Source organism: Gracilimonas qinghaiensis (assembly GCF_046602855.1).
Lineage (GTDB): Bacteria > Bacteroidota > Rhodothermia > Balneolales > Balneolaceae > Gracilimonas.
Window position 1 is genome coordinate 92,488 of sequence record NZ_JBKINJ010000003.1, and the last position, 23,674, is coordinate 116,161.

At 41.3% G+C, this 23,674-nt stretch carries 22 protein-coding genes; 14 read left to right on the top strand and 8 right to left on the bottom strand.

Annotated features, from left to right (window positions below; genetic code table 11):
- Positions 1–60: 60 nt before the first annotated feature.
- The 5 genes from ACKGJO_RS14445 (at position 61) to ACKGJO_RS14465 (ending at position 7,266) form a co-directional block, all read left to right on the top strand.
- The gene (locus ACKGJO_RS14445; protein WP_411324168.1) at positions 61–795 is read left to right on the top strand and encodes a DUF305 domain-containing protein; all 735 of its coding nucleotides are present in this window, start codon (positions 61–63) and stop codon (positions 793–795) included.
- Positions 796–844: 49 nt separating this feature from the next.
- Positions 845–2,866: an LVIVD repeat-containing protein gene (locus ACKGJO_RS14450; RefSeq protein ID WP_411324169.1), complete on the top strand. Its 2,022-nt coding sequence runs from the start codon at positions 845–847 to the stop codon at positions 2,864–2,866.
- 154 nt (positions 2,867–3,020) lie between these two features.
- A complete protein-coding gene (locus ACKGJO_RS14455; protein WP_411324170.1) occupies positions 3,021–4,364 on the top strand; it encodes a M24 family metallopeptidase in 1,344 nt (447 codons plus the stop codon).
- Positions 4,365–4,408: 44 nt separating this feature from the next.
- Positions 4,409–6,133, top strand: coding sequence for a class I adenylate-forming enzyme family protein (locus tag ACKGJO_RS14460; protein ID WP_411324171.1), 1,725 nt, complete (start codon positions 4,409–4,411; stop codon positions 6,131–6,133).
- Between the two features lie 143 nt (positions 6,134–6,276).
- Positions 6,277–7,266, top strand: a complete 990-nt coding sequence (locus ACKGJO_RS14465) for a Stealth CR1 domain-containing protein (protein ID WP_411324172.1) — start codon at positions 6,277–6,279, stop codon at positions 7,264–7,266.
- A 10-nt stretch (positions 7,267–7,276) separates the two neighbouring features.
- Here the strand turns inward: ACKGJO_RS14465 and ACKGJO_RS14470 are convergent, their stop codons facing one another.
- Positions 7,277–7,708 carry a PaaI family thioesterase gene (locus tag ACKGJO_RS14470; protein ID WP_411324173.1) on the bottom strand — a complete coding sequence of 144 codons (432 nt, stop codon included), beginning with the start codon at positions 7,706–7,708 and terminating at the stop codon, positions 7,277–7,279.
- 115 nt (positions 7,709–7,823) lie between these two features.
- Here ACKGJO_RS14470 and ACKGJO_RS14475 point away from each other — a divergent pair, with 115 nt between their 5' ends.
- From ACKGJO_RS14475 to ACKGJO_RS14495, 5 genes are all read left to right on the top strand, one after another.
- Positions 7,824–9,617 carry an AMP-dependent synthetase/ligase gene (locus tag ACKGJO_RS14475; RefSeq protein WP_411324174.1) on the top strand — a complete coding sequence of 598 codons (1,794 nt, stop codon included), beginning with the start codon at positions 7,824–7,826 and terminating at the stop codon, positions 9,615–9,617.
- A 27-nt stretch (positions 9,618–9,644) separates the two neighbouring features.
- On the top strand, positions 9,645–11,990 hold the full coding sequence (locus ACKGJO_RS14480; protein ID WP_411324175.1) for a 3-hydroxyacyl-CoA dehydrogenase/enoyl-CoA hydratase family protein: 2,346 nt from the start codon (positions 9,645–9,647) through the stop codon (positions 11,988–11,990).
- Positions 11,991–12,023: 33 nt separating this feature from the next.
- Positions 12,024–12,371, top strand: a complete 348-nt coding sequence (locus tag ACKGJO_RS14485) for a four helix bundle protein (protein ID WP_411324176.1) — start codon at positions 12,024–12,026, stop codon at positions 12,369–12,371.
- 25 nt (positions 12,372–12,396) lie between these two features.
- Positions 12,397–13,593, top strand: a complete 1,197-nt coding sequence (locus ACKGJO_RS14490; protein ID WP_411324177.1) for a thiolase family protein — start codon at positions 12,397–12,399, stop codon at positions 13,591–13,593.
- A 99-nt stretch (positions 13,594–13,692) separates the two neighbouring features.
- The gene (locus tag ACKGJO_RS14495; RefSeq protein ID WP_411324178.1) at positions 13,693–14,550 is read left to right on the top strand and encodes an SDR family oxidoreductase; all 858 of its coding nucleotides are present in this window, start codon (positions 13,693–13,695) and stop codon (positions 14,548–14,550) included.
- Between the two features lie 11 nt (positions 14,551–14,561).
- On the opposite strand, the gene ACKGJO_RS14500 is transcribed toward ACKGJO_RS14495, so the two are convergent.
- The 7 genes from ACKGJO_RS14500 to ACKGJO_RS14530 form a co-directional block, all read right to left on the bottom strand.
- The gene (locus ACKGJO_RS14500; protein WP_411324179.1) at positions 14,562–14,714 is read right to left on the bottom strand and encodes a hypothetical protein; all 153 of its coding nucleotides are present in this window, start codon (positions 14,712–14,714) and stop codon (positions 14,562–14,564) included.
- Positions 14,715–14,788: 74 nt separating this feature from the next.
- Entirely contained in the window at positions 14,789–15,136 is a 348-nt protein-coding gene (locus ACKGJO_RS14505; protein ID WP_411324180.1) for a hypothetical protein, read from the bottom strand.
- A 96-nt stretch (positions 15,137–15,232) separates the two neighbouring features.
- Entirely contained in the window at positions 15,233–16,087 is an 855-nt protein-coding gene (locus tag ACKGJO_RS14510) for a hypothetical protein (RefSeq protein ID WP_411324181.1), read from the bottom strand.
- A 63-nt stretch (positions 16,088–16,150) separates the two neighbouring features.
- A complete protein-coding gene (locus ACKGJO_RS14515) occupies positions 16,151–16,333 on the bottom strand; it encodes a PspC domain-containing protein (protein ID WP_411324182.1) in 183 nt (60 codons plus the stop codon).
- 134 nt (positions 16,334–16,467) lie between these two features.
- Positions 16,468–18,261: a TonB family protein gene (locus ACKGJO_RS14520; RefSeq protein ID WP_411324183.1), complete on the bottom strand. Its 1,794-nt coding sequence runs from the start codon at positions 18,259–18,261 to the stop codon at positions 16,468–16,470.
- On the bottom strand, positions 18,261–18,641 hold the full coding sequence (locus tag ACKGJO_RS14525) for a BlaI/MecI/CopY family transcriptional regulator (protein WP_411324184.1): 381 nt from the start codon (positions 18,639–18,641) through the stop codon (positions 18,261–18,263). Before ACKGJO_RS14525 ends, ACKGJO_RS14520 begins: the two co-directional genes overlap by 1 nt.
- A 61-nt stretch (positions 18,642–18,702) precedes the next feature.
- The gene (locus ACKGJO_RS14530; RefSeq protein WP_411324185.1) at positions 18,703–19,188 is read right to left on the bottom strand and encodes a TIGR00725 family protein; all 486 of its coding nucleotides are present in this window, start codon (positions 19,186–19,188) and stop codon (positions 18,703–18,705) included.
- A 74-nt stretch (positions 19,189–19,262) separates the two neighbouring features.
- Between ACKGJO_RS14530 and ACKGJO_RS14535 the strand changes: the two genes are divergently transcribed.
- From ACKGJO_RS14535 to ACKGJO_RS14550, 4 genes are all read left to right on the top strand, one after another.
- On the top strand, positions 19,263–20,840 hold the full coding sequence (locus tag ACKGJO_RS14535) for a cryptochrome/photolyase family protein (protein ID WP_411324186.1): 1,578 nt from the start codon (positions 19,263–19,265) through the stop codon (positions 20,838–20,840).
- A gap of 29 nt (positions 20,841–20,869) precedes the next feature.
- On the top strand, positions 20,870–21,853 hold the full coding sequence (locus ACKGJO_RS14540) for an aldo/keto reductase (protein ID WP_411324187.1): 984 nt from the start codon (positions 20,870–20,872) through the stop codon (positions 21,851–21,853).
- Positions 21,854–22,291: 438 nt separating this feature from the next.
- Positions 22,292–22,966 carry a hypothetical protein gene (locus tag ACKGJO_RS14545; RefSeq protein ID WP_411324188.1) on the top strand — a complete coding sequence of 225 codons (675 nt, stop codon included), beginning with the start codon at positions 22,292–22,294 and terminating at the stop codon, positions 22,964–22,966.
- On the top strand, positions 22,950–23,654 hold the full coding sequence (locus ACKGJO_RS14550; RefSeq protein ID WP_411324189.1) for a hypothetical protein: 705 nt from the start codon (positions 22,950–22,952) through the stop codon (positions 23,652–23,654). The genes ACKGJO_RS14545 and ACKGJO_RS14550 overlap by 17 nt, the downstream gene beginning before the upstream one ends.
- Positions 23,655–23,674: the final 20 nt, after the last annotated feature.

Sequence of the window (23,674 nt, forward strand, 5' to 3'; positions counted from 1 at the left end):
TTCATCAAGAATGACCTTATAATGTAAATCTGATAACGGTTAGCGCAACAAAAATTAGTTATGGACATATTAAAAATAAGCAATATCAAGTTTTCAGTGCTCTTCAAGATCACGGTTTTATTATTTATTGTACTTGGTTCTGTGGCTTGTAAAAGTACAGAAAGTGCAAATTCGCAAACAGCTTCAAGCGATACTTCAGAAACTGCAGGAATGACTGAAGCTGAAATGGAAGAATTATTCTGGGCCCGTCAGGACAGTGCTCGAATGAATTTTACAGAGGATGACGTTAAATTTATGACCGGCATGATCGCTCACCACTCGCAGGCGTTGATCATGTCTCGTCTGGCACCTGAAAACGGTGCAAGCTCTGAGATCCAAACCTTGGCTGCACGCATAATAAATTCCCAAAAAGATGAGATCCGTCTTATGCAAACCTGGCTCAGAGATCGGGAGCAACCCGTTCCGGAAGTTCACATTGAGGGACTGAAATTGATGATCCACGGTTTGGGTGAGGATCATATGCATATGGACCATACTAATATGATGGGAATGCTATCACCACAACAGCTGCAGGAATTGAGTGAAGCAAAAGGAAAAGAATTTGACCGACTTTTTCTGAAATATATGATAGAGCATCACAAAGGTGCGGTTCATATGGTTACAGAATTATTTAATACCGAAGGGGCTACCCGTGATGAGGCAGCTTTCAGACTTGCAAGTGATATTCAGGTCGACCAGAGGACAGAGATCGCAAGAATGCAGCTCATGTTAGATAAAATAACAGCTTCCAAATAGCGGTATAACAACCTGTTTAAACAATAACAACAACACACATAATCAAAGTATGAAGAAAACCATTACAAACTTGAACTCATCTAATGTGATGAGGAGATCTAATGTAATACTGGCGTTTTTAGTTAGTATGATTTTTGGCTTCTATGCTTGTTCATCTTCGTCTATGGTAGACGATAATAAAGCAGTAGAGCCGGCTATTCAGCCAAAAGCAATGACCGAAGTAACCCCTCCATCTCCTGACCCGCGGGTAGGTTTAGGTGCAGGTTTATTTGATGCCGAAGAAGCTGTCTGGAATCTTAACCTGATAGCTCAGGAAAGACCTCCGGCTGATTTTCTAGGTGTAACCAACTCTGACTTGGCATTCAAGGACAATTATGTATTTCAGGGAAATTACAATGGCGTTATCGTATGGGATGTATCCAACCCAAGATCGCCCGAACTGGTAGTTGACTATCTATGTCCTGCCTCACAAAGTGATGTTTCTGTTTATGGAAACCTGCTTTTTATTTCCGGTGAAGGTTTTGGCGGTCGTATCGATTGTGGAACTGAAGGGGTTGAAGAGCGCGTAAGTGAAGAGCGCCTCAGAGGTCTGCGTATCTTTGACATTACCAATGTTGAAGAGCCTGAGTATATTGCAAACGTTCAAACCTGCCGTGGTTCTCACACCCACTCTGTGCTTAAAGATCCAAATGACGATGAGAATGTATTTGTATATATCTCCGGTTCTGCGCCGGTTCGACCTGAAGAAGAATTACCGGGTTGTGTAAATACATTACCTGATGACGATCCAAATTCAGCCTTGTTTAGAATTGAGGTTATAAAAGTACCTCTTGATAGTCCTGAAGAAGCAGCTATTGTAAACTCACCAAGGATCTTTGAAGATCTTGAAGCAGCTCCAACTCACGGACTGGCTCCTGCCGACCGTGCAGCAATCCAAGAAGCGCGTGAAGCTGGTGCTTTTGTTGTAGAATTAGGCGGTCAACCCCGGGTTCTCCCTGATCGTTTTGTAAATCAGTTAATGAGCAACGTGATGCAACAGCGAGGAAACGATACAGGAAATCCAACTGCAGCTGACAGTGCTGCTCTCAGAGAACAACTTCCGGATATGGTAGCGCAAATGTTTGGCGGTGGTGATGATGACATGGACAACAGAGGTCCTAACCAATGCCACGATATCACTCTTTATCCTGAGATCGGTCTAGCCGGCGGTGCTTGTGAAGGTTATGGCCTCCTACTCGATATTTCTGATCCTGTAAATCCTAAGCGTATTGATGCAGTGGCTGATTCCAACTTTTCGTACTGGCACTCTGCTACTTTCAGTAATGATGGTGAAAAAGTACTGTTCACTGACGAGTGGGGTGGCGGTGGCCAACCTAAGTGTCGTGAAACTGACCCAATGGAATGGGGAGCTAACGCTATTTTCACAATCAATAATGGGGAGATGGAATTTGAAAGCTATTATAAACTTCCCGCCCCTCAGTCTGTATATGAAAACTGCGTGGCTCATAACGGGTCATTGATCCCGGTACCCGGACGAGAGATTATGGTACAGTCTTGGTATCAGGGCGGTATTTCAGTATTTGATTGGACAAACCCTGAGAATCCAGTAGAGATCGCATACCATGACAGAGGCCCCGTGGATAGTACACAAATGGCCATGGGTGGTAGTTGGTCTGTATATTGGTACAATGGCATGATCGTTAACTCAGAGATCGCTCGTGGACTTGATATCTTTGAATTGGAGCCAAGCCCATACATAACTCAGAATGAGATCGATGCAGCCAATACGGTTACTTTAGAGTACCTGAACGCTCAGGGTCAGCCTAAGTTTGAATGGCCAACCACTTACGCTTTAGCCAAAGCTTATGTTGATCAGCTGGATAGAGGTAATGGATTGAGTAATGCTGATATTGCATCACTTAGATCCGGTATCTACAGTGCTGAGAATTCAAGAAATACTCGTGCTCTAACTGAGCTGGCAAGTGACATTGAGGGCAAAGCCCTTTCTTCATCTCAAACTGAGAAAGTAAGAGCACTTGCTCAAACACTGAGAGACCTGGCTTCCATGTAAACAATGATCTTTTAGTTGATCAATTTCAAATCCCGCATAAGATCAATCTTTGTGCGGGATTTTTTTTGCACTTTGTTAAAGGCTGATAATAAATTGCACCTATAAAATTAACTCTACATATTCAGCCGAAAGAACTAACCAAACACATTATCCCATGAAAAAATTGTTACTAGTCCTCTTACTTATAATGATCGCATTACCCGTTTCAGCTCAGGATTATCCAAATATCCTATCGATGAAAGAACGAGCGGAGGTGATCGATGACTTGCTGAAGGACAAAGTTGAAAGCGTGCTGCCTGAACTCATGGAAAGATCAGGTATTGATATGTGGGTGATAGTATCGCGTGAGTATAATGAGGATCCGGTAATCAAAACATTTTTACCTTCCACATGGCATGCTGCCCGCAGGCGAACAATATTAGTAATGCATAATAAAGGGGGTGGAAATGTTGAGACCCTGGCTGTTGCCCGATATGATGTCGGTGACATGTTCAAAAAAGCCTGGGACCCGGAAGAAGAACCAGATCAATGGAAAAGACTGGCTGATATTATAGAAGAGCTTGATCCGAAAAAGATCGGAATAAATATTTCAAGTATTTGGGGCCATGCCGATGGATTGGTAGTTACCGATCATAAAGAAATGAAAGAGGCTATTGGTAGTGAATATGTCAACAGATTGGTATCAGCTGAGGAACTTGCTGTGGGTTGGCTGGAAACACGGACGCCACGTGAAATGCAGATCTATCCTCAGATCGTAAGAATTGCTCATGAGATAATAGCTGAAGGTTTTTCAGATCGTGTAATTCAACCGGGCGTTACCACGACAGATGACGTTGTATGGTGGTTCAGGGAGGAGATCAGAGATCTAAATCTTATTACATGGTTCCATCCTAGTGTATCTATACAGAGGGCTGATCCTGAATCATTTGATCATCTCAGAACATTTGATAGTCGTCCTGAGGAAAATGTGATATTACCGGGTGATCTGCTCCATGTCGATTTCGGGATTAAATACCTGAGACTTAACACCGATACCCAGCAACACGCCTATGTACTCAAACCAGGTGAGACCAACGTTCCTGAGTACCTGAAAAAAGCATTTGATAATGCCAACAGGTTACAGGATATCTTTACAAGTAATTTTAAAGAAGGCAGAACTGGAAACGAAGTATTGGCAATGTCGAGGCAACAAGCTATTGATGAAGGATTAAAACCCAGTATCTATACTCATCCACTAGGATACCACGGACATGCGGCAGGAACTACGCTGGGAATGTGGGATGCTCAGGATGGCGTACCCGGCGACGGTGATTACCCATTGCACTTGAACACTGCATATTCTATTGAACTCAACAATGCCACATATATTGAAGAGTGGGGTAAGGAAATACGCATCATGCTTGAGGAAGATGCGTATTTAGACAGCACCGGAGTGTGGTATATTGATGGAAGACAGAAAGAGATCATGACGATACCAAGAATACCGGCTAAACAATAATGTGCAAACATTGATAATAATTTAAGTAAAGTGCCGGTACTAACATGAGAAAAGCATGTTTGCCTTTCCGGCGAACATCTGCTACACTCTGCACTAAAAATTATTGGAATGATATGGAGTTCAGCAGCTTAGAAGAAAAGATCGCTCATGCCAGAAATTTGGCGAATAAACCTGAAGACCTGGACACCAACTTCATTAAGTTACTTGAGAGAAGTAAAGAAAGTGACAAGGTATTTTTAAGTTATTGGGATACCGATCAAAATAGAATAGAAGTATCATACAAGCAATTTTATAGCCATGTAATAGGAACCGCTCAGTTTTATCAGTCCAAAGGGCTTAAAAAAGGTGACAAGATCGCTACCATCTCACATAATCACTGGCATACCGTGGTTCAATATTTTGCGGCATGGTATTCTGGGCTTGTGGTGGTACCTGTTAATCTGGGTGAGGATGACAATAGGATCACCTATATCCTGGAAAATGCCGAGGTACAACTTGCACTGGTTAGAGCAAACTGCGTAGAGCGTATTCAGAAAATCGTTAATGAACATGCTTCCTTGGCACATATTACGCTGGTTGAGTGTGAAGGCGATCCTGAATGCTTTCAGGTATACGAGCAGAATTTATCCGGTGATGTTACAGATATAGAATCAGAAGCACTGATCGTATTTACTTCAGGTACAACCGGCAATCCAAAAGGTGTAGTACTTACACAGCGTAATTTACTTGAAGATGCTCGAGCTATTACTCAATGGCATAACATCAATAGTCAAACAAAAATGATGTGCGTTTTGCCGATCCACCATGTTAACGGTACAGTTGTGACTATGATAACGCCATTCTTTGCTGAAGGATCTACCGTTTTAAATCAAAAATTCAGTGCAGGGCATTTTTTTGAAGTAGTCGAAAAAGAAAAGGTACATATAGTTAGTGTTGTTCCCACATTACTTCAATATCTAACAAGTTATTACACAGAAAAAGAAAAACCGCCGGTAAATTCATTACAGCATATTATTTGCGGGGCAGGTCCTTTAACGGTTCAGGTAGCGAAGAATTTCGAAGAGAAATTCAAAGTTCCGATCATTCATGGCTATGGACTCTCAGAAACTACTTGCTACTCTTGTTTTCTGCCGGTTGATCAATCTTACAATGATCACAAAAAGTGGATGCGTGATTTTGGTTATCCAAGCATAGGAAACCCTGTTCCGGCCAATGAGATGGCTATTCATGATGAAGAAGGAAACCCCGTTCGTGAAGGTGAAAGAGGCGAGATCGTTATCCGCGGGGTGAATGTGATGAAAGGATATTTTAACAATCGTGAGGCAAATGAAAATGCATTCAAAAATGGATGGTTCAGAAGCGGTGATGAAGGCTTTTTTAAAAAAGACAAGGAGGGTAGTTCATACTTTTTCATTACCGGGAGGCTTAAAGAATTGATCATTCGCGGCGGAGTCAATCTTGCACCACTTGAGATAGATGAGGTTATTAATAAAGCTCCCGGTGTTAAAGCAGGAATTGCTGTTGGATTTGAGAATGATTGGTACGGAGAAGAGGTTGGTGCTTTTGTTCAGATTAAAAAGGGTGCTAAATCTGATAAAGAAGCCATCTTGCAATATTGTCAAAATCATTTACCACATGCTAAAGCACCAAAAGTTGTAATTTTTGGGAATGATCTCCCAGTTACATCTACAGGCAAGTATCAACGCTTAAAAGTTGCTCATCAATTTAAGGACTGGAAGGAGATACAATTCAAAGAAAAGAACTTATAAATTGCAGGATGCATAAGAGATATAAATTCGATACGATTATATAAAGATAGACATACGTTGGTATAGTAAAACCTAAATAGAACTTGGAAATATTTAATTGTTAAAGGACCTATCTTCACGGTCAACAATTTGCAGTATATTTAATGATATCAAAAGACGAAAATATTGATGCGGTAATAACCTGGGTAGATGGCGAAGACCCGGTTCATCGCAAAAAAAGGTTGAGCGCACTCAAAGACTCTGATAACGGTGAAATAAACACCTTGCCCAGCGGAGCCGATACAACGCGTTTTTCTGATAATGACGAGATCAGATATTGTATCAAATCCATTATCAAGTTTGCTTCATGGATCAGAAATATTTACATCATTACAGATGATCAACGACCTGATTTTTTGACCGATGAATACATGGAAAGAAACAACATATATATAGTCGACCATAAAGAAATATTTACGGGGTACGAGTGGGCACTTCCTACGTTTAATACCCGCACCATAGTTACTGCAATGTGGAGAATTCCCGGGCTTGCACCACGTTTTATAAATTTTGATGATGACTTTGTATTGACGAGAAAGGTAGAAGTTGAAGACTTTTTTGTTGACGGCAAAACAGTGTTACAGGGTTCGTGGCATAAAATCAAAAAATATGGTCCATTAAGGCTGAAATGGAATAAATTCCTTGGCAGGCTGACAAAGAAATTATTTGGGATAACGCGGTCTATGCATACTCTGCTTCAGGTAAAATCAGCTCAGGTTGCAGGATTCTCTGACCAATATTTCTATGTACCTCATGTTCCTCACCCTATACAAAAAGATACCTTAGCCTCTTTTTTCGAGGAAAATCCTGAAATTTTCGAAAATAATATCAAATATCCCTTTCGCAGTACCGATCAGTTTTCGGCGATCATATTAGCTAATCACTTGGATATAAAATATGATAAAGCCATCCTGAGAAAAAAATCCGAATATTTGATGGTTCACGGTGAAATGGATCCCTCTTTTTTATTGGATCTGAAATTAAAAAAGATCAGGGATAACAAAGTTAAATTTATATGTATTCAGTCGATGGAAGGTTTCAAGCCTGATCAAAGAACTAAAGTATATAAGACCCTAGATAAGATTCTTGGGTGAATTGTTTGGATCAAGGCTTGTTTATTACTGCCAGTGTACATCTTGAGGAACAAACCAATTTATTATTTTCATCACGAAGCTCACATTCCCAAACATGAATTCTCTTTCCTAAATTGATCGGACGTGCAGTGCCGGTCACCTTTCCTCCTAATTTAACAGAACGGATGTGATTGGCATTGATCTCGAGCCCAACAACAGCTTTATTCTCGTTTTCAAGTAAAAACCAGCCACCAACTGAACATAAAGTTTCTGCCAGGGCTACAGAGGCACCTCCATGTAAAATTCCAAAAGGTTGAACTGAGTTTTCATCAACCGGCATGGTAGCTACAACCTTGTCTTCAGCAACATGTTTAAAATCTATACCAAGGGCATGCCCCATATGCTTGTGCTTAAAATTGAAGTAGATTTCAGCTTTGTCTTTCAGGCTATCCTCAATGAACATAAAATTTGCTTTTGATTAACGGTGTTAAGTTATTTCATTAATGTATGGAAACGCTTTCAAAAGAATATTGAAAGTGTATATTGATCATTATCCGAGAACATGATATGGAATTAAAATGAAATACGATCCAACTACTATTTTATCGATAGTCGAACAGGGCTATGAAAAAAACAAAACAGGTATTTATTCAGCCGTTAAAAGAAACGGAGAATGGATAGAAACCTCCATAAATGATTTTAAGATAATGGTTCGGGATCTGGCATTGGGCCTGTATGAGCTTGGTGTGCGCAAAGGTGATAAGGTTTCTTTACATGCAGAAAATTCAACAGAATGGCTGATCATCGATCAGGCTGTGCTCTCGATCGGAGCAGCAACAGTCCCTATTTACACCACTCAACCGGGCGAACAAATAAAGTATATTCTAGAGAACTCAGAGTCCAAGATCCATTTCGTATCCAACGATGATGTATTTGCTGAAACAAAACCGCTCATAAAAGAGATCTCGAATATCACAGCAGTTATTTCTATAATGGAATCGGAACACAAAAAACTGAAGACCTTAGATCAGGTTCTGGAACTCGGGCATAAAAAGGGTGAAGAAGATCCAAGTTTGTTTGAGAAACTAAGGAATGATGTTGAACCTGAAGACCTCGCTACATTGATCTATACCTCTGGTACAACGGGTGTACCAAAAGGTGTTATGCTGACGCACGATAACATTGCTCGAAATGCATTAGCTGCTTATGAGATATTCCCATTCGATCCCGATGACTATGCTGAGCCAAAGGTGTTATCCTATCTTCCATTAGCGCATATGTTTGAACGAACGGCTTCATATATATATGCATACTGCGGTGTTCCATCATATTATATAGAGGACGTGGAAGAGATCAAGGAAGACTTTGCAACAGTAAAACCCATCTATCTGGTAACGGTTCCGAGGTTGTTGGAGAAAGTAGTGACGGGGATTAAAGTAAAAGGTCAGGAATTCAGCGGTATTAAGAAGAGATTGTATTACTGGGCCGTAAACTTGGCTGAAAATTATGACCCGGATAACCCTCCGTCCGCATGGAAAAAGAAAATAGCAGATAAGCTTGTATATGCTAACATAAGAGAATTATTTGGGGGTAGAATGGTTGGGTTTAATGTTGGTGGGGCCGCTCTGTCACCAAACATTGCACGATTTATCAATGGCATTGGCATCTACTGCGGACTTGGCTATGGTTTAACTGAAACATCTCCGGTACTTACAGGACCACCGGAAGGTGAATTACGTATCGGCTCATCCGGTAAGCCCATTGCCGATGTTGAGATCAAGATCGCTGAAGATGGTGAGATATTAGCTAAGGGACCTTATATCATGAAAGGGTATTTCAAAATGCCTGAAAAGACCGAAGAGGTCATTGACGACGAAGGCTGGTTCTACACCGGGGATATTGGTCATTTGGATGATGATGGATGGCTGTTTGTTACTGATCGCAAAAAATCACTATTTAAACTATCGACGGGTAAATATGTAGCTCCTCAGCCTATTGAAAATGCATTGGTTAACAGTGGATTTATTGAACAGGCTGTAGTTGTAGGAAGTGAGCATAAATTCTGTGCTGCACTGATCGTACCGAACTGGGAGAACATGAAAAAGCGTTTTGAGACCACTGATCATAAATTTCCTGAAGAGAATATCACTGAGAATAAATACGTCATCAAGCGTATTCAGAAAGAAGTGGACAAGGTGAATGCTGACCTTTCAAAATGGGAAAAGGTGAAAAAGTTCAAGATCCTTAAAGATCAATTTACGATCGAAGAAGGAGAGATCACTCCTACTATGAAAGTGAAGCGAAATGTGATCAACAAAAAATATAAAGACGTCATCGATTCAATTTATGCGGATGAGGAATCTGAAGGATAATTGTAATACTAAAAGAGAATCAAATTTATGAGTAGCAAGAATTATAGGATCAAAAAAGTAGCCGTTTTGGGGTCGGGAGTGATGGGGTGTCAGATCGCTGCCCATTGCGTAAATGCAGGACTGGACGTCGTTTTATTAGATCTACAAAGTGACGAGCCGGATCAACCTAATAAAATTGTTGAAGAAAGCCTTAAGAAAGCTTCTGATATGAAACCGGCCCCCTTTGGCAAGCCCGAGTTCGCTAAACGTATTGAGCTCGGTAACTTCGAAGAAGATTTTGATCTGCTTAAAGATGCGGATTGGATCTGTGAGGTGATCATTGAGAAGATGGATGTCAAAAAGGATATGATGTCCCGCATAGATAATATCAGGAAGAAAGATGCTATTGTAAGTTCTAATACCTCCGGTCTGCCTATCTCTGAAATCGGAGAGGATTGCTCAGAAGAAATGAAGGCTCATTTTTTGGGGACTCATTTCTTTAATCCGCCGAGGTATATGAAATTATTGGAGGTGATTCCTACAGAATCAACGTCTGAACAGGTGACCGAATATATGCACCGCTTTTGTGAGAAGTCACTTGGAAAAGGGGTCGTGATATGTAAAGATACCCCTAATTTTATAGCTAACCGCGTGGGTATATTTTCTATTGCCAACATCATGCCTTACTTCTTTAACGGTGATTTCAGGGCTGAAGAAATAGATCTACTGACAGGTACGCTTACCGGTTATTCAAAAGCGGCTACATTCAGAACAGCCGACATGGCCGGGCTTGATGTAACAAACCACGTCGCCAAAAATCTATATCCTTCTATTCCGGATGATGAAATGCGGGAAACCTTCAATCTGCCTGATGAATTTCAGAAGATGGTTGATGAGGGGATGATCGGAAACAAGGCCGGAAAAGGCTTTTATACCAAAGAAGATGGTGAGTACCTGGTACTTAATCCTGACACGTTTGAATATGAATCTCAGAAGGAGATGGAGGATGAAGTTCTTGATGAGGCTAATAAAATAAAGGATACATCCGAGCGGCTTAAATTTTTAGTGAACTCTGAAGGTAAGATCGGTGATTTCCTGTGGAATGTTCATCGCGACCTGTTGATGTATGCAGCCAACCGAATACCGGAAATTACAGATTCACCATTATCTATTGATCGCGCTATGCAGTGGGGCTTTAACTGGGAAATGGGTCCGTTTGAGCGATGGGATGCTTTAGGCTTACAGGAAACAGCTGATCGCATTGAAAGGGAAGATAAGGAAGTGCCGGAGTTGATCTCAGATATGTTGAGTGAGGGCATCACACATTTCTATTCTGATGGAAAAGTGTATGATCCGCAATCAAAAGCTATGATCGATATACCACCTCAAGCCAAAGGAGAGATAAAGGTCTCGAATCTGAAAAAAGATCGTGTTTCTGTAATGGAGAATGACAGTGCTGCCCTCCATGATATGGGAGACGGGGTCGCCATTTTCGAATTTAAAACCCCCCATTCAACACTTGGGGCAGAGTTGGTTGAATCACTTTATAATTCTTTGAGTTTGGTGAAGGCTGATTTTGAAGCTTTGGTGATCAGCCACGATAGAGATAATTTTGCTTTTGGGGCGAACCTGAAAGAAGCACTTTCAGCTAAACAAAATGGTGATTCGGATAGTGTGGTTGATGCTGTAAATAACTTTCAGAAAACAGCAGTTGCTTTGAAGTATGCGCCATTCCCTGTTATCACTGCCCCTTTTGGAAAAACCTTAGGTGGCGGAGTGGAATTCTGCCTTTATGCTGATAAAGTAGTGGCCCATCATGAAACCTATATGGGATTGGTTGAAGTAGGCGTGGGATTGATTCCAGCCGGTGGAGGAACTACAGAGATGCTCCGAAGAGCAATGAATAAACTTGAAGGAGAGGCTGATCCTTTAGCCTTTATCCGGGAAGTATTTAAAACAATAGGAATGGCCAAAGTCTCTGAAAGTGCGTACTTGGCTAAAGAGCTTGGATATTTGCGCGCGACTGATACCATTGTGATGAACAGGGATCTGCTTATCAAAACCGCAAAAGAAGAAGCGATAAATCTGGTTAAAGCCGGATATCAGTCACCGGCAGAAACTCCTGTTAAAGTATTGGGCAAAACAGCATTTGCAGCCATGAAGTTGATGTTGCATGTGATGCATGAAGGAAAATATATAACCGATTATGATCAGGTCGTGGCTGAGAGAGTTGCTTATGTGTTGGCGGGCGGTGATCTGAGTGAAGCTCAGGAAGTGCCGGAATCTTATTTATTGAAATTGGAAAGAGAAGCGATTCTGGAGTGTCTTCAAGATGACCGAACACTGGCAAGAATAAAACACATGCTCAAAAAGGGTAAACCGTTGAGAAATTAGTTGTGAGTTGTGAGTTCTGAGTAATGGGCTGTTATGAATAAATATAAGAATTTGGAGATCTGGAAAAGGTCGGTGGCTTTAGCTACTGAAGTTTATAATGTTACAAAATCATTCCCAAATGTAGAAAAATATGGAATCACATCTCAAATTAGAAGATGTTCTGTTTCAGTTCCATCAAATATTGCTGAAGGAGCTGGCAGGGGGAGTAAAAAAGAATTTAAACGATTTTTGAATATTGCTTATGGATCAATTTATGAACTTGAAACCCAATTATTAATCTCTATGAATCTTGGATATTTAAAAACTGAAATACATGAAGAGTTATCAAAAGAAATAGACCAAATTCAGAAAATGATCTACTCCTTCAATAAAAAATTATAGACTCAGAACTCACTATTCAAAACTCATGACTATAAATACAAAAGAAGCATACATCGTTTCAGCAGCACGAACACCATGTGGAAAAGCCAATAAAGGGTCACTTCGATTTACCAGACCTGATTCTATGGGTGGAGCCGTTGTTAAAGATCTCATAGATCGAACTAAAGGGTTAGACCCGGAGCAGGTAGAAGATGTGATCATGGGATGTGCATTTCCTGAAGCTTCACAGGGTCTCAATGTTGCCCGACAGATCGCAATTTTAGGAGGATTACCTGATTCGGTGCCCGGCGTAACGGTTAATCGGTTTTGTTCATCAGGTTTGCAGACCATATCAATGGCAGCTGAAAGAATAATGGCCGGTGGAGCGGATGTGATCATAGCCGGAGGTGTTGAGTCAATGAGCCTTGTTCCAATGGGTGGCATGTCGGTTCAGCCTAACCCTGATTTGATCGATAATAAGCCCGGAGTGTATGTGAGTATGGGTATTACTGCAGAAAACGTTGCGGATAAATATGATGTCAGTCGAGAGGACCAAGATGAATTTGCATATCGCAGTCACCAAAGAGCTATCCATGCCTGGGAAGAAGGTAAATTTGATGAACAGATCACACCTATTGAAGTAAGTGAAAAGAAAGTTACTGCGGGAGGTGAAGTTGTTGAGGATACGTTCACCTTTAGGCAAGATGAAGGACCGCGGGCAGATACCTCGGTTGAAGCTCTCTCAGGATTAAGACCTGCTTTTAAACAAGGCGGAAGCGTAACGGCCGGCAATTCATCCCAGATGAATGACGCAGCTGCCGGAGTAGTAGTGATGAGCGGGGAAATGGTCAAGAAACTTGGACTTGAACCCATGGCTCGTTATGTGGGCTTTCAGGTGGCAGGAGTCGCGCCTGAGATCATGGGAATTGGACCTATCGAAGCGGTGCCAAAAGTTTTAAATAAGACGGGATTAAATTTATCCGATATTGATCTGACCGAATTGAATGAAGCCTTTGCATCACAATCGCTGGCAGTGATAAGAAAGCTTGGATTGGATGAAGAGATCACCAATGTAAACGGTGGGGCTATTGCTATGGGCCACCCGCTTGGATGTACCGGCGCCAAATTGACTACTCAGATCCTGTACGAGATGCAAGCACGGAAATCCAAGTATGGAATGGTTACTATGTGTATCGGTGGGGGAATGGGAGCCGCCGGTATTTTTGAGAATTTGAGGGTATAAAGTTTTTCAAAGTTGGTTTCAATTCAAAATATTGATCCCATAGGGGCAATTCATGAATTGCCCCTATGGGATCAATGAAACAAACATTAATTCAATTTTATGTATACAGAAGACACTCTTTCAGGAAAGACCATTTTAATAACCGGGGGTGGCAGTGGCCTTGGGTTAGCAATGGCTAAAGCATTTACAAGAACAGGAGCCGATATTGCTATCTGCGGTAGAACAGAAAAAAAGCTCCAAAAGGCCGTCAAAGAGATCGAAAATGAAAGGGAAGAAGCTGTTGCCAGATATTATCAGTGCGATGTTCGCGACTATGAAGGTGTAACATCAATGTTTGAACATATTATTAAAGATTTCGGCTCTATTGAAGGACTGGTGAACAATGCGGCCGGTAACTTTCTATCGGCTTCGGAAGACCTTACGCCCGGTGGGTTTAAAGCCATTGTTGATATTGTACTTCATGGCAGCTTTAACTGCACTCATGTTTTCGGGAACTACCTTATCGATAACGACAAAGAGGGAAATATTTTGAATATGGTAACAACCTATGCTGAAGGAACGGGTTGTGCTTTCGTATTGCCATCGGCTTGTGGCAAAGCAGGAGTGCTGGCTATGACAAGATCGCTGGCTTTCGAGTGGGCGGAATATGGAATTCGGTTGAACGCTATTGCTCCGGGGCCATTTCCAACAGAAGGGGCATGGTCCCGTTTGGTTCCTGAAGAAACTATGGAAAAGGAATTTATAGGAAAAATTCCCTTAAAAAGATATGGCGAGCCAAAAGAGCTCGCCAATCTTGCAGTATTCTTAATGTCTGATCTCTCATCCTATATGACCGGTGAATGTGTGGTCATAGATGGAGGGGAAAGGCTTCAGGCAGGTCAGTTTAACTTTATAGACGGCTTAATGCCTCGCAGTGAACTGAAAAAGATGTTCAAGGCCATGAAGCCTAAAAAGTGATCAAAGTATAATTAAATCACCATGCCGATCATCAACACAGATGCGATGACCAAATAGTAGAATCGTTTTACATTTTTATCCGGCTTATGCAGGCCAAAAATGTTTTTAAAGATATAATGATCAAATCCTAGTTTGTAGTATTTTTCGTATAATTTAGCTCTCATAGTGGCACCTCCTCTTAATAATTGGTGCTGTATTTAAAGATGATTGTTGTTGAATAGTGGAAATGCAGTTGCTACTAATTTTTGGTAGCAATCAGCTCTTTATCGGCCTTTACTACTTTTCCGTCAATAATAGTTTCAATACTGAGTTTTTCGCCTTTATCGTAAACGGCTTTGGTTATCACCTCGTCAGAATTAAAGCCGAAAAGAACCCAGGTTCCGTGTGGTTTTACCGTATCCCCATCTTTCCAATACTGACCTTTTTGAAGGATATTTCCTTCATCATCAAAAAACTTAACGTTATAAATGTTGTTCTCAACATGTGTGATCACATATTCATGTTCAACATTCTTAACCGTTTGTTGTGCAAAAAGGCCGGTAGAAAAGATCAGAATAAATAAAAACGCCGTAATTAATTTCTTCATAGTATTTCTCCACTTAGTTCACCCCAATGTTAAGAAATTGTTAACTCAATGTAAATGGTTTGTTAACGAAAAGTTAACATTAAGTTAACATAGGGCTCAGTGGTACTGTGAGAGGCGCTTTTCTATCTGTTTAATTTGTAGCGAGAGTTGATAAGCATCGTATGGAGTAAAAGGAGTCTCTCTTTTCATTTGTACAGATTTTAAAAACATCAGGGCGGCTTTTTCTGCAGCTTTAGAGGGGTCAAATGACTGTTTCTCAAAGTATAGGTGTTTTCCGGTGCTTAAACGGCCTATGCGAACCACTTGTTCAGGAGCATCACAGTCAAGGATCTCATGCCTGCTTCCTGAAATACGTTTGTGTCTGTTCGAAGATGCTCCGGTGTAAATGTTGATGTCAGCCGTGGAGCCATTATCGAAGCGGATGAACAGATGCAATGCCGAGGGATGCGTATCGTTCAACAGTACATTTTTAGCCTCGATATGATGAATACCACTATCCATCCATTTCATGCAGAGACCAAGTTCATCGATCCAAAAATGCCTGAATTCGTTTTTGGCATTCATGAACTGGGTATAATGAATATCACGTGAGATACTGAGATAAGAAGGGCGGGGCATGCGGTCCATCATCCACTGGGTGGCGGGGGCCAGAGTTGGCCAGTGAGAAAACTGTACGTGAACCCCTGCTTCCATAGACGCTCGATAAATGGTTTCAAGCTTTTCAGTATCGGTTGGCTGTAATGCGACCAGGAAACAGTTCAACCTTTGATGAATACCTTCGAGAAGCAGATCGAGGTTCTGTTCAGATTCATCCACCAAAAAGCAGGCATCCACATTGCCCAATTCAGATATGCTCGGGCATAATTCTACTTCATGCACGATCTGATGGGGACGTAAATGTCGCTCCCAGGCCACAGCTCGTTTGGCATCTCCGATAATTCCAATTTTCATATACTCTCCACGTTAAGTTGGAGGTCAAGATGCTAAGCCGGTACGACTTTTACAAGAAAGAGGTTAGTCGGGCATTACAATGGCAAGAATAAAATATAATAGTATAGGTGATCCCCAACCGAGGAAGATCAGTAAAATGAATAATACGCGAATCAGGGTTGAGTCCCATCCAAGATATTCGGCAAAGCCACCGCAAACGCCTGCAAGCATTTTATCGGTGCGTGATTTTCTGAGTTTAGCTGGCATGATGAATTTGTTTTTAGATTATAATCTAGCCTTTGTTACGCCCGCTCAAAAAAGATGTTGCAAAAAAAGTTCAATAAAAAAAGCGAAGCCGATTAAGCTTCGCTAAATATATAAAGTTAGTATGTATTATCCGGTTAATTTAAACCGCTGCCGTTATCCTTTTGAACATTGTTTTCACCTGATGAAAAGTCAGAATCTTCCAGCCTGAAATTAATTGACATAGCATATTGAACTCGAACCGGTTGACCACGCTGTATACCCGGCTCAAACTTGGCTTCCTTGACTACTCGAAGTGCCTCTTCGTCTGCGCCGCCACCAATACCTCGAACGACTTGAGCATTTTCTACGTCCCCATTCTCATTCACAATAAACTGAACAGTGACACGGCCTTCTATACCGGCTCGCCTAGCCCTGGTTGGATACTGGATCTTACTCTGAATTGATTTCATACCGTCAATTAATACGGGCATTTTTTCCACAACTACGAAATAATCCTCTTTTTTTTGATCAACTGACGAAATGTATTCAGAAACATAATCGTCAAGTGATTTGAAAGGACTGGCAACGCCATGAGAGAAACCTTTTATGGCTGCAGGATAGTGTTCTACCCAAACATCAACCTGACTGTTTATCTCAGGAAGCACATCTTCTGTAGATTTAATGACTACATTTAATTCATTAATTGTAAATGAGATGTTATCCTCATCTATTTTACCTGCTTTGATTCCTTTATTGAATTGAACAGGTGAAATTTTAAAAACACCGTGGTCGTTAGCATTCAGGAAAAAGGCGGATACTCCTGTTGTTGTAAATCCAACCCCGGGTTCAGGTTCAATAATAGTCTGACCATTAATCTCTAATTCAAGTCCCGAAACCTGAAATTCTGTGTTCTCTAACTCTTCCTCAGATAAGCTTTGTGGCCCTCTAAGGTCTGAGCAGGCAATAGGTAGTGTAATTCCAACGATCATCAGCAATAAAAAAGCGATGCTTTGCCGGAAGGAGGCTTTATGTAATTTGTGATATTTCATGGTTTTGATCCGTTTCTTTAAGGTTGAGTTCTTCACTGCCATGCTTACTGACAACCGTCCCGCGCCGCTGCTTAAAGGAACTAACTCATAAAGCAGACTGGCATAGGATTTTATGGAGAAATCGGATCTGGAAAGTACTTCCTGATCACAGGAAATTTCCCGGTAGGTGTCTATCTCCTGATTTCCATACCGTATGAGGGGGTGGAACCAAAAGAGCGATTCGACCATAGATAAGGCTAGCTGCAGCAGATAATCACCGCGTTTAATATGGGTGAGTTCGTGATGAAGGGCCATCTCCAGTTTTTCCGGTTCGTGCTGTAATAATTTAGGGAGCACGATCACCGGCTGCTTCCATCCAAAAGTGAATGGAACCAGCGGATGATCATGAAAAGCTAATTTTATCGTTCGGTTGTTGTAAGGTTCATTCGAAAGTACGTTCTGCAATTCCGTGATGTGCAGGTTCTTGTATAGTGATTTTAGCGCCAGGTAATTACTGATGAGTCGCCCGATCATGAATAAGGAAACGAGACCAAGGATCATGGTACCCATCCCAATCAAAAGAGACGGTTCAAGCCAGTTAATGGATATTTCAGCAGAAGACTCATTGCCTGAGGGTACTAACTCAATAGGATTTTGAACCACAAAAAAAGCTGTTTCGATGTTCGATTCAGCAAACCAGACCGGAATATGATTCATCAGCGCAGCAGCTCCGATCCCAAAAGGTAACGAAAGCAGAGCAGCGGTTCGGAGGTGGTAATGAAAAAGTGGGTTCAGGTTATCGCGATTACGCAGTGCCAGGAATGCCAGTCCGCAACAAACCGTCCAGATAGCAAGTGGAAACCAAATGGCATCCAGGCTAAAGTTTCCAATTTCTTTCAAATAATAGATGAGTTCATACATCACTGATCCTCCATGTCATCGATCAGGTCTTTGAGTTCCTTAAGCTCTTTATCGCTGAGGTTTTCTCCTTTGACCAGAGTTTGTACAAGATCGGACGTGGATCCTTTAAATACTTTATCGATCAGTCCCGATACCAGATTGGATTGCACTTCTTCAGGCTCGATACGTGCACTGTATACATAGGTATTCCCGTCTTTATAATATTTTAGGAAACCTTTATCATTCAAATTCTTCATAATAGTCATGACTGTAGTATAGGCTACTTTACGCTCTTTCAGGATGCGCTCTCTAACCTGGGCGACGGTAGCTTCACCCAGTGCCCACACGTGGTGCAGGATTTCCATTTCCGATTCTCCAAGGGGTGTCAGTGATTTTCTCATGGCAGTGATTTAATTAATTAGTACTAATATAATAGTAATGATATAAAATTCAAGAATTATTTTAGGAAGGCTCGAGTATATTTAGGATCTGGCCGATTGATTCGCAGTAAGTAACATCGAAATTACCAAGAGAATCGATAAAGACTTTGGTTTTGTTTGTCCAATTCAGGAGAAAGACAGGCTTTTCAGCTTTTAATGCGAAGGTGATCTCCGAAGTAGTTCCGGCACCCAAACCCACGGCTATCACTACATCAGCAGTCAGTACGTTAATATTATTCCGGGTGCTTCCCATGCCCGTTTTGATGGGAATATCAACATAATCCGATTGGTCACAACCGTTTTCGGAGGGTAAAATACCGATGGTCAAACCGCCACCGGCTTTAGCTCCTTTCATGGCAGCTTCCATCACACCTTCTGGTCTCCCACCTGTTAAGATCACGTGATTATGTTGGGCAAGTTCCTTACCGAGTTGAAAGGCGATTTCAATATCTGCATCAGTTGCACCTTCACCGGGCCCCATAATACCTATAATACTTTTGTCAATCATATCTGAGTATACTAGTTAGCCCGTTAATATTCGAATGAAGGAACGCAGAAAGCTTAATTAAACATTTATTTTGCATGAACCGAACATACCTGACCAATATCGACACCTCTATCAGTGACGTAGATTTCACTCAGCATAAGAATGCCGTATTCATTCTGCACGATCAGCTGAATCTGGATACCTGGCCAAGCTGGATCCGTGAAGAGAAACCACTGCTCATATTCATAGAATCAGCTGCAAAAGGGAAGACTCTTCCATATCACAAAAAAAAGTTGGTATATCTTTTGAGCAGTATGCGTCATTTTGCTATTGAATGTGCCGAGGCCGGATTTCCTGTCTACTATCATTCCACTAAACAGCATTATGACAGAGCACTAAAGGATATACTGTCACAGTATGAAGACCTTCATTTTACTTTTATGACCCCATCCGAGTGGGACTCAAGGGAAAGACTTCGGACAGTGATATCCGAATTCAGTACCAAAGTAGAAGAGATTCCCAATAACTTCTTTTTGGCAGATGCAGAAGAATATAAAGAGCGCGTAAAAGACGGGTGGCTCATGGAATACTTTTATCGCGAAATGCGCCGCAAGACCGGTTATCTGATGGATGGGGAACAGCCTGAAGGCGGGGAGTGGAATTATGATGAACAGAATAGGGAAAAGCTTCCAAAGGATCATTCTGTACCGTCAATTGCCGAAACAGAAACGGATGAGATAACCCGGGAAGTCATTGAAATGGTGGAGAAGTGGTATTCGGGTCATTTTGGAGAGAGTGAAGATTTCACCTATGCCGTGACCCGCAGGCAAGCTTTATACCGGCTAAATGAATTTATTGATGAACGTCTCGATGAATTTGGTCCGTACGAAGATGCGATGGCACAGGGTAAATATGATCTGTTTCATTCACAGTTATCAGTGTATCTAAATAATGGCTTGATCCTTCCTAAAGAAGCATGCGATAAAGCAGAAGAAGCATATAAGAACGGTAATGCCAGATTGAATTCTGTAGAAGGGTTCATTCGTCAGATCATAGGGTGGCGTGAATATATTCGGGTGTATTACGAAGCCATGATGCCGGAAGTTCGGGAGGCTAATCACTTTGATTTCACTAATAAGATACCGGAAATGTATTGGTCCGGCGAGACCAAAATGAACTGCATGAGTGAGTGCCTGAAACCTGTTATTGAGCAGGGTTATTCGCATCATATCCCACGCCTGATGGTACTCAGTAACTTCAGTAATCTTACTGAAACTGATCCGCGGGAATTGAATCGTTGGTTCCATTTAGCCTATGTGGATGCGTACGAATGGGTGGTTCTCCCAAACGTGCTGGGGATGTCGACGTTTGCTGACGGGGGAGTACTGGCTTCAAAACCGTATGTGAGCAGTGGAAATTATATCAATAAAATGAGCGATTACTGTAAACACTGCGATTATAAGATCAGCAAGAAGACAGGTGAAGATGCATGTCCTTTCAATTATCTCTATTGGAACTTCATTGATAAACAGCGAGAGACGTTCTCCAAGAACGGCCGGGCCAACTTTATGGTGAATATGTTTGATAAGAAGAGCAACGAGGATAAAAAAGCTATTTTTGAATCATCAGCGGACTTTTTGGAAGAGATTTCACGTTATAAGAAAGAACAATAAGTGATAATCTTAATGAACCGGGAATAGATATGGAATTTACTCGAGTTAGTAATCTGGATTTTGAAATTTCACGTGTCACACTGGGAACTTGGGCCATCGGAGGATGGATGTGGGGTGGAACTAATGAAGAACAAGCTGTTGACACCGTATTGGAGGCGTTGCGAAAGGGTATCACGACCATTGATACGGCACCTGTTTATGGTTTTGGGAAAAGTGAAGAACTAGTAGGACGAGCCGTTCAGGAATTTGGTGATAGGGAGAACATTCAAATTGCCACAAAAGCCGGTCTGGAATGGGATGAGGACGAAAATATAATCCGTAACTCAACACCTGAGCGTATCCTGAAAGAAATTGAAGATTCGTTAGAGAGACTTCAGACAAATTATATTGATATCTATCAGATTCACTGGCCGGATCTGAAAACGAATTTCTCGGAAACTGCTGCTGTCTTAAAAGAACTTTATGAAAGCGGAAAGATAAGAGCAATTGGGGTTTCAAATTTTTCTCCGGAGCAAATGGATGAGTTTAGAAACACAGCTCCGATACACGTATGTCAGCCACCGTATAACCTGTTTGAACGTGAGATTGAGTCGGATCTGGTACCCTATTGTAAAGAAAATGACATTAGTCTGCTTACATATGGAGCTCTTTGCCGTGGAATGCTGTCAGGCAAGATGGATGAGGATTACACCTTTGAGGAAGGAGATCAGCGAAAAGATCAGGATCCAAAATTTCAGGGAGATGACTTTAGAAAATATCTGGAAGCAGTTGATAAACTTGAGGAATACGCTGCTCTTAACTTTGACAAGAAAGTTATACATCTGGCTGTAAGGTGGATCTTGGATAAAGGCATAGATTCAGCCATTTGGGGTGCAAGGAAGCCTGAGCAAGTTACATTCAATCAAGTATTTGGCTGGGAAATATCAAAAGAACAGATAAACGAGATCGAAGAGATCGTTGAAGGAACCGTTGAAAGCCACTCACGTCCTGAATATATGGCACCACCGGAGTAAATCATCATTTAGTATTATATGTATGTGTTTACAATTGCACCTGTAAGAAGTGTCGGGTCTATTGAATCTGAGTTAGATTATAAGCCTTTTTGGAGATTGTTATCCAAAGCGCCTGCAAGCTCATTTAAAAATAATTGCATGCCGCGAAAGATCTTATGGCCTAAAATGTTTATGATGCTGTTCATGTTTTGACCCGATGTCTCGGGAACGCGTAGTGCATGGGAACTTTTGAACATTAAGATGCTCTCAGAGTAACAATGTGGGTTTTTTTATGTCATTAATAGAATTCAGGTTATAAGCTTTTCATCTGATAAACATTAAGCATACAGAGAAATACAAAGAGAGCTCAATTTTATCAAAAGACATAGCCTGAATTTACATTTTGCAATAATTACCGAATTTTCGCTTATTCTCTAAAACACTCATAAATCTTGTTTTATGGAAAGAGAAACAAAACTGTTGATCGGGGGAATAGCCGTTGCTGCATTAGGCTTTTTTATCCCGCTTTATTTCGGGAAGATCTGGTTAGGTTTATTTATTGCATTTATTATTGGTGTAATATTTCTAGGCAGAGTATTAAGCCTGAGTGAAAAGGAATTCGAATCGAAAGTGGCTTACCGTATCTTTTATGGGTTGGTTGTATTGGTTGTTCTATTTCATGCGATCGCTTTTGCTCATGATTATGGAAGAAAGGACTACCAAAAAGACCTTTTGCTGGAGATACGTAAGACGATCGATTCCGGGGGCACGCAGGCCGATGTCCGTGAAAAATTGATCTACGTACTGGGACAGTATCACCAAAATGACAGGGAATCTATTGTGGCAACCTTTAAAGACGTGATGAATGAGCAAATAGGTGAAGATGGAATCTATTTATCAGATTTCGATCTCAGAAAGGCCGCCGGGGATAGCTCGATGTCTGATATAGATGAAGATAACCTGAATCATTTCTATGAAATAGATGAGGAAGCCGATGAGATAAGAGTTATTGTAGTCGCAGATGTCTCATTAGGATCTGACCCTGATTATAAAAATTATGATGGGCAAATAGGTCGGCACGAAATGATGTTCATCTTAAATAAAGAAGGGGTCAGTTATGAAGTTCTCAATTAGAAGGATCAATGAATGGCTCATACTTGTGATGATCGTGGTTTTGGTGCCCATAGCTTTTGGTTTTGTCCAAAATAATTGGGATCTGTTGCCAAACGAAATTAACTACTTGTTCAACATTCATCCAACCACAGTAATAACCGGCCTGGCTACGGTAGATGCCATTAACATTTTTAGTGGTGAAACAGTCGCGGGATTTTCGGTTACCTGGCGTACTGCTTCAATATACTTTAATGTAATATTGTATTTAATGCTTGGGCCGTTTTTATTTTTCAAAGGATTTAAGAAAGCTAAATCTGATCCAAACAGAGCTAAACCCTGGTATTGGTATATCGGGTGTGCGATCTGCATAGGTTCGTTAATGGTTGTTCCGAAAGAGATCAATCATATGCGGGTACTTCAGAACACAGAAGCCGGTGCTGAAAAAAACCGCCAAAGAGACATGATGCGCGTTGAATTAGCCGAGGTAGGTTTTGCTGCGGCTGAATATGAGATAATTGAGGACGGGATAAACGAGTCGTTTAAAATTGAGTACCTGGATCTTCAAGACCTGAAATATGATCATTCAGTTGAAAGCATTCAGTCCGATACCCTTTTGGTGATCTCAGTATCCAATCCGGAGCAGCCTGAGCTTGGCCATGTTATGGAAGTGAGGCCTCATAGCGAAAGTGTACTCCGTATTCGGAATTAGTTGTTCCTCAAATTGGTTTG

What these genes read in the sequence shown, in the direction of transcription:
- ACKGJO_RS14530 (WP_411324185.1), bottom strand. Translation starts at nt 19,188, where the DNA reads ATGATTGACAAAAGTATTATAGGTATTATGGGGCCCGGTGAAGGTGCA.
- ACKGJO_RS14500 (WP_411324179.1), bottom strand. Translation starts at nt 14,714, where the DNA reads ATGAGAGCTAAATTATACGAAAAATACTACAAACTAGGATTTGATCAT.
- ACKGJO_RS14495 (WP_411324178.1), top strand. Translation starts at nt 13,693, where the DNA reads ATGTATACAGAAGACACTCTTTCAGGAAAGACCATTTTAATAACCGGG.
- ACKGJO_RS14470 (WP_411324173.1), bottom strand. Translation starts at nt 7,708, where the DNA reads ATGTTCATTGAGGATAGCCTGAAAGACAAAGCTGAAATCTACTTCAAT.
- ACKGJO_RS14545 (WP_411324188.1), top strand. Translation starts at nt 22,292, where the DNA reads ATGGAAAGAGAAACAAAACTGTTGATCGGGGGAATAGCCGTTGCTGCA.
- ACKGJO_RS14505 (WP_411324180.1), bottom strand. Translation starts at nt 15,136, where the DNA reads ATGAAGAAATTAATTACGGCGTTTTTATTTATTCTGATCTTTTCTACC.
- ACKGJO_RS14510 (WP_411324181.1), bottom strand. Translation starts at nt 16,087, where the DNA reads ATGAAAATTGGAATTATCGGAGATGCCAAACGAGCTGTGGCCTGGGAG.
- ACKGJO_RS14520 (WP_411324183.1), bottom strand. Translation starts at nt 18,261, where the DNA reads ATGTATGAACTCATCTATTATTTGAAAGAAATTGGAAACTTTAGCCTG.
- ACKGJO_RS14475 (WP_411324174.1), top strand. Translation starts at nt 7,824, where the DNA reads ATGAAATACGATCCAACTACTATTTTATCGATAGTCGAACAGGGCTAT.
- ACKGJO_RS14550 (WP_411324189.1), top strand. Translation starts at nt 22,950, where the DNA reads ATGAAGTTCTCAATTAGAAGGATCAATGAATGGCTCATACTTGTGATG.
- ACKGJO_RS14490 (WP_411324177.1), top strand. Translation starts at nt 12,397, where the DNA reads ATGACTATAAATACAAAAGAAGCATACATCGTTTCAGCAGCACGAACA.
- ACKGJO_RS14540 (WP_411324187.1), top strand. Translation starts at nt 20,870, where the DNA reads ATGGAATTTACTCGAGTTAGTAATCTGGATTTTGAAATTTCACGTGTC.
- ACKGJO_RS14515 (WP_411324182.1), bottom strand. Translation starts at nt 16,333, where the DNA reads ATGCCAGCTAAACTCAGAAAATCACGCACCGATAAAATGCTTGCAGGC.
- ACKGJO_RS14525 (WP_411324184.1), bottom strand. Translation starts at nt 18,641, where the DNA reads ATGAGAAAATCACTGACACCCCTTGGAGAATCGGAAATGGAAATCCTG.
- ACKGJO_RS14480 (WP_411324175.1), top strand. Translation starts at nt 9,645, where the DNA reads ATGAGTAGCAAGAATTATAGGATCAAAAAAGTAGCCGTTTTGGGGTCG.
- ACKGJO_RS14445 (WP_411324168.1), top strand. Translation starts at nt 61, where the DNA reads ATGGACATATTAAAAATAAGCAATATCAAGTTTTCAGTGCTCTTCAAG.
- ACKGJO_RS14535 (WP_411324186.1), top strand. Translation starts at nt 19,263, where the DNA reads ATGAACCGAACATACCTGACCAATATCGACACCTCTATCAGTGACGTA.
- ACKGJO_RS14460 (WP_411324171.1), top strand. Translation starts at nt 4,409, where the DNA reads ATGAGAAAAGCATGTTTGCCTTTCCGGCGAACATCTGCTACACTCTGC.
- ACKGJO_RS14450 (WP_411324169.1), top strand. Translation starts at nt 845, where the DNA reads ATGAAGAAAACCATTACAAACTTGAACTCATCTAATGTGATGAGGAGA.
- ACKGJO_RS14465 (WP_411324172.1), top strand. Translation starts at nt 6,277, where the DNA reads ATGATATCAAAAGACGAAAATATTGATGCGGTAATAACCTGGGTAGAT.
- ACKGJO_RS14455 (WP_411324170.1), top strand. Translation starts at nt 3,021, where the DNA reads ATGAAAAAATTGTTACTAGTCCTCTTACTTATAATGATCGCATTACCC.
- ACKGJO_RS14485 (WP_411324176.1), top strand. Translation starts at nt 12,024, where the DNA reads ATGAATAAATATAAGAATTTGGAGATCTGGAAAAGGTCGGTGGCTTTA.